Genomic DNA, 12,538 nt, shown 5'->3' on the forward strand with positions numbered 1-12,538 from the left:
GCCGCCAGCTGGTGGAGGGGCTTTCGGGCCGGGTGCTGGAGGTGGGCGCGGGCACGGGCCTGGCCCTGCCGGGGTATCCGGACGCGGTGACCTCCGTGACGGCGGTGGACGTGGACCTGGGGGCGCTCCTGCGCGCCCGGGCCCGCCGCTCCGGCGTGGCCCTGCTCCAGGCGGATGCGCAGGCGCTGCCGTTCCCGGATGCGTCGTTCGACGCGGTCGTCTCCAGCCTGGTGTTCTGCTGCGTGGACGCGCCGGCCACGGCGCTCGCGGAGGTGGGGCGGGTGCTCAGGCCGGGAGGCGAGCTGCGCCTGCTGGAGCACGTGCGGGCCTCAAGCCCCGTGCTGGCCCTCGCGCAGGACCTGCTCACGCCCGCGTGGCACCGGCTGTCCGGCGGCTGCCGCCTCAACCGGGACACCTTCCGGCTGGTGGAGAACGCGGGCTTCCACATCGTCCGGCGCGAACAGCGCCTGGGCGGCGTGGGCGAGTTCATCTTCGCCCGGCGGCCCTGAGTCCGGAATGAGCCCGGGCGGGTGGGATACAACCCACCGCATCGGGTTTCCGGATGCAATGTCAGAGGTCACTTTAGGATGGTGGGCGCGCTGGCGGAACCCCCCGCCACGTCCCATCCGTGAGGCCTCTTCGCATGACCCGCTCCCTTCCCTCCCTCCTCGCGCTGCTGTTCGTCGCCGGCTGCGGCCCCGGCCCGGACACGGGCACGTCGCCCGACCTCGCGAGTGCTCCCGCCGCGCTGGAGCAGACCGACCGCCAGGGTGGCGCGGCTTTGCGTGAGGACTCCGTGCGGCTGTCCACCGGCGTCACGCTCCGCTACGTGGAGCAGGGCCGCCGCGACGGGCCCGTCGTCGTCTTCCTGCACGGCTATACGGATTCGCACCACACCTGGGACCTGGACCTGCCGCGCTTCTCGCGCGACCTCCACGTCTACGCGCTGGACCAGCGCGGCCATGGGGACTCCTCCCGCCCGGCGTGCTGCTACACGCAGCAGGCGTTCGCCCAGGACGTGGTGGCGTTCCTGAACGCGAAGCAGGTGTCGCGCGCCATCCTCGTGGGCCACTCGATGGGCAGCTTCATCGCGCAGCAGGTGGCGCTGGATGCGCCTTCCCGCGTGAAGGCGCTGGTGCTCGTGGGCTCCGCGCCCACCGTGGCGGGCAACGAGGTCGCGCTGGGGCTCAAGTCCGCCGTGGACACGCTCACCGACCCGGTGGACCCCACCTTCATCCACGAATTCCAGGCCAGCACCTTCTTCCAGCCCGTGCCCGCGTCGTACCTGGACACCCTCGTGGCGGAGAGCTCCAAGCTGCCCGCGCGCGTGTGGCAGGACACGCTGGACGGGCTCATCGCGGAGGACCACTCGGCGCGGCTGGGAAGCATCCGCGTGCCCACGCTGATCATCGGCGGGGATAACGACGGCTTCTTCTCCGTCACCGAACAGCGGGCCCTGGCCCGCGCCATCCGGGGCTCGAGGTACCTGCTCTACCCGGAGACGGGCCACGCCCCCCACGCCGAGCGTCCGCAGCGCTTCGTGAACGACGTGCACCACTTCATCCACGGCCTGTAGTCGCGTCGTCTCAGGGGCCGGCCGCCTGGGACACCGGTTCCGGGCGGGCCGGGTCGGACCGGGCCAGCACCACCACCGCCACCAGGATGAGCAGGCCGCCCGCCCCCTGCCGCGGCGACAGGCGCTCGCCCAGGAAGAGCGCGCCCAGCACCACCGCCATCACCGGCTCCAGCGTGGACAACAGCGACGTGTTCACCGGGCCGATGCGCGCGAGCCCCGCGAAGAACGTGAGGACCGCCACCACCGTGGACAGCAGCGACAGGCCCGCCACCGCGCCCCAGCCGACCGCCGTCTGGGGAAAGGACGGGCCCTTCACCAGCATCAGCCCCCCGAAGGCGAGCCCCGCCGACAACAGGATGCCGGTGCTCGCCGCGAGCGGACCGGCCGGGCCCACCACGCGCGCGCTGGACAGGACGTAGATGGCGTAGATGACCGCCGACAGCACGCCCAGCGCGATGCCCAGCGGCTTCGCGTCCGGGCCCGGGTCCACCGTGAGCGCCGTGCCCGTCAGCGCCAGCGCCACCGCCAGCCAGCGCAGGCGGCTCAGGTGCTCGCGGCCCATGGCCACCTGGAGCACCGCCACCAGCGCGGGGAAGAGGTACAGCAGCAGCGCCACCAGCCCCGCGGACGCGTGCTGGAGCGCGAGGAAGTAGGCGCTGCCTTCCGCGAAGTAGCCCAGCGCGCCCAGCAGGAAGAGCCCCAGCAGCACCCGGCCCCGGGGCCAGCGCTGCCGGCGCACGAGCATCACGCAGGTGAGCACCAGCCCCGCCAGGGTGAAGCGCAGGAACAGCAGCGTGGGCATGTCCGCGCCCGCCGCGTACGCCAGCCGCGCGAACAGGCCCAGCGCGCCAAAGGAGGCGCCGGACAGGGCGACGAGGAGGAAGCCGGCGGTGCGGTTCTGGGACAGGCGCGCCCTACCAGTTCTTCACGGACTGGAGGTCGAAGACCTCCGGGAAGCCGCCCTGGCGCAAGAGCTGCGCGGCCACCGCGCTGCGCCCGCCCGCCGCGCAGTACACCACCACGGGCGTGCCCACCGGGCCCACCTCCGACAAGCGCTGGGCCAGCACCTGCACGGGGATGTTGCGGGCGGCCTCCGGGTGTCCCTGCTGGAACTCCTCCGGCGTGCGCACATCCAGCAGCACCGCGCCTTGCGCGACCAGTTCGTGGGCCTTCTGCGAGCGTTCCTGAGGCGTCATGGGGCCATCGTACCCCCAGCCACGGGCCCGGCCGGGCCGAAAACTGGAGGCGGGCGCACCGGACGCTACAGTCCTGTAACGACCCCCATGCCACTCGACAAGCACACCCTGCTCCACCAACTGGCCGAGCGTCTCCAGCAGAGCGACCGGCTGGCCCACCGCGCGGAAGCCGACGCCCGCGAGGCCGCCCGCAGCCTCGCCACGGAGTCCGAGAAGAAGGAGGACGGCCGCGCCGCCATTGAGTACGGCAGCCTCGCCACGGGCCAGGCCAACCGCGCGCGCCGCCTGCAGGAGGAGCTCCAGGCGCTCACCGCCTTTGGCCAGAAGGACCTGCCCCGCTTCCCGCGTCAGGGCCCCGTGGGCCTGGGCGCCCTGGTGGACGTCAGCACCGAGGACGAGGACGGCTTCGCCGAGCGCACCTTCTTCGTCCTCCCCGCCGGCGCGGGCACCGAGCTCACCGGCCCCGGTGGCGACGGCTTCCTCTCCGTCATCACCCCCAGCTCCCCCGTGGGCCGCGCCCTCCTGGGTCGCCGCGCCGGCGATACCGTGGAGGTGACGCTCGCGGGCGAGGTGCGCGAGTGGACGGTGCTGGAAGTCGCCTGAAGGACGCGGCTCAGCCCGGGCCTGGATCCGGATCGAAGTCCGGCTCCCGCTCCGAGGTCGGTCCCGGCGCCGCGTGCGCGTCGAGCCACTCCTCCGGGATGTCGCCCCGGGGCAGCTCCAGGATGAACGTGGAGCCCTGCCCGGGCGCGCTGGTGGCGCTCACCTTGCCGCCGAACGCTTCGACAATCTGCCGCGTGATGTAGAGGCCCAGCCCCAGGCCGCCGTAGTGCCGGTCGCTCACCGCGCGCTCGAAGCGCTCGAAGATGCGCGCCAGGTCCTCCGGCGCGATGCCGATGCCGTGGTCCTTCACGGTGAGCCGCGCCAGCGTGCCCTGCCCCTCCACGCGCAGCACCACCGGGTGGCCCGCGCCGTACTTGAGCGCGTTGGACACCAGGTTCGTCACCACCTGCTCCAGCCGCAGCCGGTCCCACCGGCCCACCACCGGCACCGGGGCGTCCAGCTCCAGCTCCGTGCCGTGCTGCGCCGCCGCCGGGGCGAAGCGGTAGAGGATCTCCGCCGCCACGCTGGCCAGGTCCAGCTCCTCCAGCTCCAGCCGCAGCCGGCCCGCGGTGATGCGCGACACGTCCAGCAGGTTGTCCACCAGCCGCGACAGCCGGCGCACCTGGCGCTGCACCACGTCCAGCGTCTCCGCGACGCGCTCGGTGGGCACGGGCTTGCCCTCGCGCGCCAGCACCACCACCTGCTTCTGCAGCAGCTGCACCTTGAGGCTCAGCGGCGTCAGCGGCGTCTTCAGCTCGTGGCTCGCGATGCCCAGGAACTCGTCGCGCTGGCGCACCGCCTCGCGCGCTTCACGCAGGAGCCGCGCGTTCTCCAGGTAGAGCGCGGTGCGGTGGGCCAGCTCCGACAGGAAGCGCTCCTCGTCCGCGTCGAAGGCGTGCAGCACGTTCGAGCGCAGCAGCATCAGCGCGCCCAGGATGCTGCCGCGCGCGCCCAGGGGCACGCTCAGGCACCCGTGCGGCCCCACCTCCCGCATCAGCCGCGCATGGTCCGCGTCCTGCGCGATGGCCGCCACGTGCTCCTCGGACATGATGCACAGCCGCCCCACCGCCCCGGACACGAACACCTCCGGCAGCCCGCCCGGCATGGAAGGGTCCGGCGGGTAGCGGCCGAGCAGCTCGCGCAGCAGCCCATGCCGGCCTTCGTCCACGTGCAGGGAGGCCACCACGCGCACGGGCTCGCCCGGCGGCTTCAGGATGAGCAGCGCGCCTTCCCCCAGCGCGGGCACCAGCAGCTTGAGCAGCGGTTCGAGCTGTCCCTCCGCGTCCACCGCCTCGCCCAGCAGCGCGCCCGCCTCCGCCAGCAACCGCGACGCGTCCAGCAGCGGGGCGGGCAGGGACTCCACGCCGTGCGTGCGCAGGAGCGCCGCCGCGACCTGCCCGTCCCCTCCCTTCACCGGCACCGCCGTGCCCCGGAGGAACGCGCGCGTGCCGTCCGGCCGGAGCACCTCCCACACCGAGCTGTCCACCTGCTCGCCCGCCAGCGCCCGCCCCAGGGGGGATTCGTGCGGCGGCAGCGGGGTGCCATCCGCGCGGACCCATTCACAACCGGGCAGACGGCCGTGCTCCACGCGGGTGGGTGCTGGAATGCCGAAATGAAGCGTCGCCTGCGTGTTGAAGGCGAGGACCTGACCGGTCCGTTCGATGAGGATCCACCCCTCCGCATCCATGACGCGTCCAGGCAATTCCTGTGTCGACGCACCCAGCGTCAAGGCCGGGCCCGACGCGGTGTCCGGAGAAGGGTCCGGGCGGGAAGAAGAAGACGTGACGCCGGAGGACATGCTGGGGCTTTCCGCACGCATCATGGTGTCATCGCCGCCTCCCGGGCAGGAAGACAGACCCCAAGGCCCGCCCCATCACCATCAAGCACAGGGAATGCTTTCCGTCATCCCGCTCTTCCCGCTGGCCCCCTTGCCTGCATGGCGGCGATCCTCAATCGTTCGACTGTCCACGTCCGTGACCCACGAAGTTCTGTTCGCACGGCGAAGTTCTTCCAACGCGAGTCTCCCGCATGCAGATGCCGTTCACCCGTTCTGACGGCACCCCCAGTGAGCGTCGCTTCCGGCAGGTCATCGACACGCTCCAGGAGGTCGTCTTCCAGACGAACATGGAGCGTCAGTGGGTCTTCCTCAATCCCGCGTGGACCGAGCTGACGGGCTTCCCCGTGGAGGAGTGCCTGGGCCAGTCCGCCTTCGACTTCATCCACGCGGATGACCAGGCGCGCACGCTGGAGGTGTGCGAGTCGCTGCTCACGCGAGAGCGCGAGTTCATCCAGCACGAGGTGCGCTACCTCACGCGCGACGGGGGCTTCCGCTGGATGGATGTCTTCGTCCGGGTGACGGTGGACGAGGACGGCATGCTGCTGGGCATGGCGGGCACGCTCAACGACGTCACCGAGCGCAGGCGCACGAGCGACGCGCTCGCCCGGCGCGAGCGCTACCTCACCGCGCTGGTGGACATGCAGCAGCGCCTGCTGTCGGTGCACACCGGCGGAGACCTGTATCAACAGGCGCTGGCGCCGCTGGGGCCGGCGTCGGGGGCCAGCCGCGTCTACATCTTCGAAACGCACCTCAACGCGCAGGGCGCGCTCGTGTGCAGCCAGCGCGCCGAGTGGTGCGCCCCCGGCGTGGTGCCTGAAATCGACAACCCGCTGCTCCAGGAGCTGCCGATGCGGCCGGGCCTGGGGCGCTGGGTGCCCGTCCTGGAGCGCGGCGAGGTCGTCACCGGGCGCGTGGCGACCTTCCCCGCCGCCGAGCGGGAGCTGTTGGATCCGCAGGGCATCCTCACGCTGCTGGTACTGCCCCTGCGCGTGCACGGGCGGCTGGTGGGCTTCGTGGGCTTCGACAACTGCTACGAGGCGCGCGAGTGGGACCGGCTGGAGGTGGACCTGCTGTTCGCCGCGAGCGGCGCCATCTCCGTGGCGCTGGAGCGGCGCGAATCCGAGCGGGCGCTGCGCGAGCGCGAGCACCGCTTCCGCCAGCTCGCGGAGAACGCGTCGGACGTGCTGTACCTCTACCGGTGCGCGCCCCCGCGTGGCTTCACCTACGTCAGCCGCGTGGCCCACGCCAAGCTGGGCCTGGGGCCGGAGGCGCACTACGCGGATCCGGAGCTGTGGTACCGCACGGTGCACCCGGAGGACCGGCCCGCGCTGGAGCGGCTGCTGGAGTCGCCCCGCGCGTCGGACGGCACGCCCGTCGTGCTGCGGTTCCTGCGCCCCGACGGGAGCATCCTGTGGCTGGAGCACGTGGTGGCGCCGGTGACGGACGCCAACGGCCGCGTGGTGGCGGTGGAGGGGCTGGCGCGCGACATCACCGAGCGGCGCCAGGTGGAGGAGGCGCTGAAGCGCTCCGAGGCCAGCCTGCGCGCGTTGATGGAGGGCTTCCCGGACGCGGCGGCCATCGAACGCGACGGCCACATCGTCTACGCCAACGCGGTGCTCGTCACCACGCTGGGCTTCGAGCGCGCGGAGGAGCTGGTGGGCCGCCGGCTGTCGGAGTTCCTGGCGGACGTGCCGGGCACTGGCGTGACGCCTGCGGCCACCACGCCGCTCACCAGCGAGCGGCGGCTGGTGCTGCGCGACGGACGCACGCGCGTGGTGGAGCTGGCGTCGCTGCCCCTGAGATTCGACGGACAGCCGGCGGTGGTGTCCATCGCGCGGGACGTGACGGAGCAGCGCCAGCTCCAGGCGCGGCTGACGCTGGCGGACCGGCTGGCGTCGGTGGGCACGCTGGCGGCGGGCATCGCGCACGAAATCAACAACCCGCTGGCCTTCGTGCTCTCCAACCTGGCCTTCCTGTCGGACGAGTTCCGCCACCACCTGACGCCCGCGCCCGCGCGCGGGGTGCGCCCTCCGGACGTGGCGGAGTGGCAGGAGGTGCTGGGCGAGGCGTGCGAGGGCGCCGAGCGCGTGCGCCAGATTGTCCGCCAGCTGAAGACCTTCTCCCGGCCGGACGAGGAGCGCGTGTCGCCGGTGGACGTGCACGCGGTGCTGGACTCCGTGGTGATGATGGCCGCGAATGAGATCCGTCACCGCGCGCGGCTGCGGCGGGACTACGGCAAGGTGCCCCTGGTGATGGCCAACGAGGGCCGGCTGTGCCAGGTGTTCCTCAACCTGGTGGTGAACGCGGCCCAGGCCATCCCGGAGGGCGCCGCGCACGAGCACGAGGTGGTGCTGGCCACGCGCTCCGAGGGCCCGCGCGTGGTGGTGGAGGTGCGCGACACGGGCAGCGGCATCGCGCCGGAGGTGATGGGCCGCATCTTTGATCCGTTCTTCACCACCAAGCCCGTGGGCGTGGGCACCGGCCTGGGGCTGTCCATCTGCCACGGCATCATCACCGGGCTGGGCGGAGACATCATCGTGGACAGCACGATGGGCCACGGCAGCACCTTCCGCGTGATGCTGCCCGCGCCGCCCTCCGCGCTCCTGCCCCGGGCGACGGAGGCCGTCACCCCCGACGCCCCCCTGGCGCCGCGAGGCCGGGTGCTGGTGGTGGACGACGAGCCCGCGGTGGGCCGCGTGCTGCAGCGGCTTTTGCGCGGCCATGACGTGGAGGTGGCCACCAGCGGCCGGCAGGCCCTGGAGCGCATGGCCCAGGCGCCGGACTTCGACGCGGTGCTGTGCGACGTGATGATGCCGGACCTCGCCGGGCGGGACGTGTACGAGGCCGTGCGCCGCCAGCACCCGGGCCTGGAGCGCCGCTTCGTCTTCGTGTCGGGCGGGGCCTTCTCCGTGGGCGCGCGCGAGTTCCTGGCGCAGATCCCCAACCCGCTGCTGGAGAAGCCCTTCGACGAGGCCCGCGTGCGCGGCGCGGTGGAGGACCTGGTGCTTCGCGGTCCCCCCGATGCCGTGTGACGGCCCCGGGCGGGCGCACCCATCGGTCATCGGGAGGACCCTCCTCCCGCTGACGGATGCGCGGGCAGGGGGCGTCTGCGAGCGTGTGCTCGTCCGCTCGCCCAATCCCTTCTCGAGGTCACGCCTCCCATGAACCGCACCACCCTGCTGCTGTCCCTTGCTGGCCTGATGGTCGTGGGCGCGCTCGCGCTCGATGGGGTCGCGAAGCATTTCAACCGTCCCAGCAGCCATCCCCCGACCCATGTGGCGACGGCGCCGCTGGCCACGCGCCCCACGGGTCCGGACCAGAGCCACACGGTGGTGCAGCCGGGAGAGGCGCCCATCCAGTTCGTGCTGCCCGTGGGCGTGGGGCGGTCCCCTTCCGGCAAGGCGGGCCCGGTGGAGCTGACCGGCAAGCTGTCCGGCGCGTACGTGCTGACGGGCCCGGGCGAGGCCTTCGCGTGGTTCGAGCTGTCGGCGCGCAAGCCGGAGAGCACCCAGCGCGTGCCGGTGAACCTGGCGCTGGTGGTGGACCGCTCCGGCTCCATGATGGGCAGCAAGCTGGAGGACGCGAAGCGCGCCGCCCAGGCGCTGGTGACGCAGCTGCGCACGGGCGACCGGCTGGCGCTGGTGCACTACGGCTCCACCGTGACGACGCTGCCCAGCGTGGAGATCAACGAACGGACCCGCGCGGAGCTGCTCCAGGCCATCTCCCGGATTGAAGTGGATGGCTCCACCAACATCAGCGGCGGGCTCCAGGCGGCCGCCGAAGCGGTGCGCCCGTACACGCGCGAGTTCCGGGTGACGCGCGCCATCCTGCTGAGCGACGGCCAGCCCACGGAGGGCATCGTGTCCAACACCGGCCTGTTCTCAGAGGTGGGCAAGCTGCGCGAGCTGGGCATCACCGTGAGCGCGCTGGGCGTGGGCGAGGGCTTCAACGACGCGCTGATGCGCGGCATGGCCGAGCGCGGCGGCGGCTTCTCCGGCTTCGTCAGCGATTCGGCCCAGCTGGCCTCCATCTTCACGCGGGAGCTGGAGCAGGCCGCCAGCACCGTGGCGCGCAATGTGAACCTGGTGCTGACGCTGCCGCCCGGCGTGAGCGGCGTGGAGGTGATGGGCCTGCCGTCCACGCGCGAGGGCAACACAGTGCGCGTGCCCCTGTATGACTTGACGGGCGGCCAGTCCGCGCGCGTGGTGGCCAAGGTGACGCTGGACGCGCCCGCGAGCGGCACGCAGATGGAAGTCCTGGGCGCGGACCTGACGTACGTGGACGTGACGGCGGACCAGCCGACCCAGGTGCTCCTGTCCCTGAACGCGAGGGTGACGGACGACGCGGGGACGGTGCGCTCGAACCTGGACCGGGATGTGCGCGTGCATGCCATCCGCGCCCTGGGCACGCAGCAGTTGCACGCGGCGGCGGAGGAGATGAAGAACGGCAACCGTCAGGGAGCGGTCAGCCTGCTGGACAACGCGCGTCGCCTCTTCGGCAGTTCAGCGTCCGCGCTGGCGGGGGAGATTGCGGACGTGGACGCGGCCCAGGCAGCCTATGGGAAGGCCCACAGTGATTCGGACGTGCGTCGTGAGATGCTCGACCTGAAGAAGAAGACGATGAAGAGCTTCGGGCAGAACAACTCCTACTAGTGCAGGGACGGTGCGCCGTGTCGCTCTCCATCCAACTCATCCGCCGGGAGGACTTCGAGACGCGCTGCCTGTACGCGCTCGTGGGGGCCGGGGCCATGGCGCTGTTCGCGGGCATGGCCCGGCAGGTGCTGCGCCTCCCGGTGGATCCAGGCTACTTCGCGCTGATGGGGGCGGCGCTCGCCGCGGTGAAGCCGCTGCCCGCGTTCAACGCCCTGGTGCGCACGGCGGTGGTGCTGCTGCCCTCCATCGCATTCCTCTTCCTGGGACTGCCGTCGCCCTGGAACTACGCGCTGGCGGGCGCCACCGCCGCGGGGGTGCTGGCGTGGCGGGGACACGGGCGCGAGGGCCGGGGCAGCTCCACCCAGGTGGCGCTGAGCGCCGGTGCGGCGGCCGTCACGACGGTGGTGGGGCTGTACGTACAGGACGTCATGGACGCGCGCTTCCTCCCGGCCCGGGGCTACTTCCCCCTGCTGGTGGACTACGCCGTGGTGGCGCTGTTCTGGAGCATCGGCACGCTGCCGGCGAACCTGGCCGTGGACGTGGACGCGGTGGCCACCCGGGGCCTGCGCCTGGAGGCCACGCTCACCGGAGAGGTGCGCGGGCTGGTGACGCGGGCGCTCGGGCTGTACCGCCAGAGCCAGGCGGAGGCGCGCAAGCTGGCCACCGGCAAGGGCCGCGAGAAGCTCCAGGGCGTGCTCGGGAAGCTGGCCCAGGACGCCTTCAGCCTGGCCGAGGCCCAGACGGTGCTGGAGGCCCAGTTGTCCTCCGCGTCCCAGGGCAGCGTGGATTCGCAGGTGCAGGAGTTGCGCAAGCGCGCCGCGGACGCCCAGGACGGCGTGGCCCGGCGCCAGTTGGAGCGCGCCGCCGCGTCGCTGGGCGAGGAGCTCAACCACCTGGATGCGCTGTCCCGCAAGCGCGAGCGCCTCTTCGCCCAGCTCCACGCCCAGGTGGCCCTGCTGGAGCGGGCCCGGGTGTGCTTCATCGGGGCCCAGGCCTCCTCCCCGCTGGACGGGGGTGACCGGGCCCAGGCGCTGGCCGACAAGCTCTCCGCCCTGGACCTGGAGTCCTCCAGCACGGAGTCGCTGCCCCTGCCCCAGCGCGCTCCGGCCGCCCGGTCCTAGACAGCCTCCCCTGCCTCCAGGGCCGTCCCGGCGTCAACGGACCGGAGCCCGTGGAGGCCGGGGTCGCGTCACTTCGCAGACGTGTGGGACGTACGGGAGGCCGTGCGCTTGCGCTTGCGGGCCGGCGCGGTGGCCTGCTTCCTGGCCACGGTGGCGGTGTGCAGTTGGCTGGCGATGCGCTCCTCGATCTCCTCGCGGGTGCGGCGGCTGACCTCCAGCGCGGCGTTGATGCGCTCGCGCACCCGGTCGGCCTGGGCCTCGGCGGCGGCCCGGTACTCGGCGATGTCCCGGCGCAGCTCCAGGCGCCCCTCGGTGGCCGGTGCAGGACTCGCAGTCCGCCTGGACGTCGTCGCCGCCTTGCGCCGTGCCGGCCGCCCCGTGTCCGTACCGCCTGCCTGCTGCCCCTGTGCCTTGCGCGCCATCTGGCCCCCTCGCGCGATCGCTCGCGTCTGTGGGCGGAAAGGTGGGGTGTCCGCTCCCTCCATGGAAGTCCGACCCCGGGTCGGACGCAGGACTGGCGAGCGGACAATCAGCGCCGCCTCCAACAGGAGGGCTTCTCAATGCTTCAAGGAAGACACTAAGAGGGGTCTCGCCGTTCCTGGGCCGAGGGCCTTCCGGGCTGATAGCTCAGGTGCCGCCGCATCTCCCAAGGGCCGGGGTGCGAGCGAGCCTTCGTGCCCCGCGCGCCCTGACGGCATGGGTTTCGCGCGGCGCAAAAAAACTGTGAGGGGATACCCGTGGCGGTCTCTTTCCTGAACCGGAAGCACAACCTCGACCGGATGTCGCTGCGCGACCTGGTCTATTCGTTCTTCACCTACTACGCCGTCGTGGCCTACATCCTCATCGGCATCACCTGCATCGTGCTGTCGGTGAAGTGGTTCGACCACCCGGTGCGCATGGCGGCGGCGGTGCTGGTGGCGACGGTGGCGTACCCGTTCGGCTGGTACCTCATCCACCGGTACATCCTGCACGGCCGTTTCCTCTACAAGTCCGCGGCGACGGCGGTGACGTGGAAGCGCATCCACTTCGACCACCACCAGGACCCGCACGACCTGCGCGTGCTCTTCGGTGCGCTGCACACCACGCTGCCCACCATCGCGCTGGTGCTCACGCCCATCGGCTACCTCATTGGCGGGCGCTCGGGCGCGGCGGCGGCGCTGGGCTGGGGCATGGTGACCACGTGCTTCTACGAGTTCTGCCACTGCATCCAGCACCTGAACTACGCGCCGCAGTTCAAGTTCCTGAAGGACATCAAGCGGCTGCACATGTCGCACCACTTCCACAACGAGACGGGCAACTTCGGCATCACCAACTACTTCTGGGACCGCGTGTTCGGCACGCTCTACGAGAAGGCGTCGGACAAGCCCAAGAGCCCCACCGTCTTCAACCTGGGCTACACCGCCGAGGAGGCCCAGAAGTACCCCTGGGTGGACAAGCTGTCCGGCGGCACGCGCGGTGACGGACACCCGCGCCGCTTCTGGCAGGCCGAGGGGGTCACCGCCCCGGACGGCGTCTCCAGCGAGCAGTCCTGACCCTGTCTCTTATACCCATCT

Annotated in this window: 11 protein-coding genes; 7 read left to right on the plus strand and 4 right to left on the minus strand. The window is 72.1% G+C overall.

The window, feature by feature from the left end:
- Together D7Y13_RS28590 and D7Y13_RS28595 are read left to right on the plus strand one after the other, a co-directional pair.
- Nucleotides 1–509, plus strand: a 509-nt coding sequence (locus D7Y13_RS28590; RefSeq protein WP_147452510.1) for a class I SAM-dependent methyltransferase, incomplete at its 5' end; no start/stop codon positions are given.
- 134 nt (nucleotides 510–643) lie between these two features.
- Complete coding sequence (locus tag D7Y13_RS28595) at nucleotides 644–1,576, plus strand: alpha/beta fold hydrolase (protein WP_120585405.1); 933 nt, start codon at nucleotides 644–646, stop codon at nucleotides 1,574–1,576.
- Between the two features lie 10 nt (nucleotides 1,577–1,586).
- Here D7Y13_RS28595 and D7Y13_RS28600 read toward each other — a convergent pair whose 3' ends face one another.
- Both D7Y13_RS28600 and D7Y13_RS28605 read right to left on the minus strand, forming a co-directional pair.
- A complete protein-coding gene (locus tag D7Y13_RS28600; protein ID WP_120585406.1) occupies nucleotides 1,587–2,483 on the minus strand; it encodes a DMT family transporter in 897 nt (298 codons plus the stop codon).
- Between the two features lie 7 nt (nucleotides 2,484–2,490).
- Complete coding sequence (locus tag D7Y13_RS28605; RefSeq protein WP_120536677.1) at nucleotides 2,491–2,772, minus strand: rhodanese-like domain-containing protein; 282 nt, start codon at nucleotides 2,770–2,772, stop codon at nucleotides 2,491–2,493.
- Nucleotides 2,773–2,859: 87 nt separating this feature from the next.
- Between D7Y13_RS28605 and D7Y13_RS28610 the strand changes: the two genes are divergently transcribed.
- The gene (locus D7Y13_RS28610; protein WP_120536676.1) at nucleotides 2,860–3,375 is read left to right on the plus strand and encodes a GreA/GreB family elongation factor; all 516 of its coding nucleotides are present in this window, start codon (nucleotides 2,860–2,862) and stop codon (nucleotides 3,373–3,375) included.
- A gap of 10 nt (nucleotides 3,376–3,385) precedes the next feature.
- Here D7Y13_RS28610 and D7Y13_RS28615 read toward each other — a convergent pair whose 3' ends face one another.
- The gene (locus tag D7Y13_RS28615; protein ID WP_233595877.1) at nucleotides 3,386–5,062 is read right to left on the minus strand and encodes a GAF domain-containing sensor histidine kinase; all 1,677 of its coding nucleotides are present in this window, start codon (nucleotides 5,060–5,062) and stop codon (nucleotides 3,386–3,388) included.
- A gap of 341 nt (nucleotides 5,063–5,403) precedes the next feature.
- Here D7Y13_RS28615 and D7Y13_RS28620 point away from each other — a divergent pair, with 341 nt between their 5' ends.
- The 3 genes from D7Y13_RS28620 (at nucleotide 5,404) to D7Y13_RS45340 (ending at nucleotide 10,985) form a co-directional block, all read left to right on the plus strand.
- On the plus strand, nucleotides 5,404–8,244 hold the full coding sequence (locus D7Y13_RS28620) for a PAS domain S-box protein (RefSeq protein WP_120585408.1): 2,841 nt from the start codon (nucleotides 5,404–5,406) through the stop codon (nucleotides 8,242–8,244).
- Between the two features lie 129 nt (nucleotides 8,245–8,373).
- Nucleotides 8,374–9,864, plus strand: a complete 1,491-nt coding sequence (locus tag D7Y13_RS28625) for a vWA domain-containing protein (protein WP_120585409.1) — start codon at nucleotides 8,374–8,376, stop codon at nucleotides 9,862–9,864.
- A gap of 17 nt (nucleotides 9,865–9,881) precedes the next feature.
- Entirely contained in the window at nucleotides 9,882–10,985 is a 1,104-nt protein-coding gene (locus D7Y13_RS45340) for a hypothetical protein (RefSeq protein ID WP_147444475.1), read from the plus strand.
- 68 nt (nucleotides 10,986–11,053) lie between these two features.
- Here D7Y13_RS45340 and D7Y13_RS28635 read toward each other — a convergent pair whose 3' ends face one another.
- Nucleotides 11,054–11,407: a hypothetical protein gene (locus D7Y13_RS28635; protein ID WP_233595878.1), complete on the minus strand. Its 354-nt coding sequence runs from the start codon at nucleotides 11,405–11,407 to the stop codon at nucleotides 11,054–11,056.
- 357 nt (nucleotides 11,408–11,764) lie between these two features.
- Between D7Y13_RS28635 and D7Y13_RS28640 the strand changes: the two genes are divergently transcribed.
- Nucleotides 11,765–12,517 (plus strand): sterol desaturase family protein, encoded by a 753-nt coding sequence (locus D7Y13_RS28640; protein ID WP_120536682.1) that lies wholly within the window; start codon nucleotides 11,765–11,767, stop codon nucleotides 12,515–12,517.
- Nucleotides 12,518–12,538: the final 21 nt, after the last annotated feature.

The organism is Corallococcus praedator (assembly GCF_003612125.1).
GTDB classification, from domain to species: Bacteria; Myxococcota; Myxococcia; order Myxococcales; family Myxococcaceae; genus Corallococcus; species Corallococcus praedator.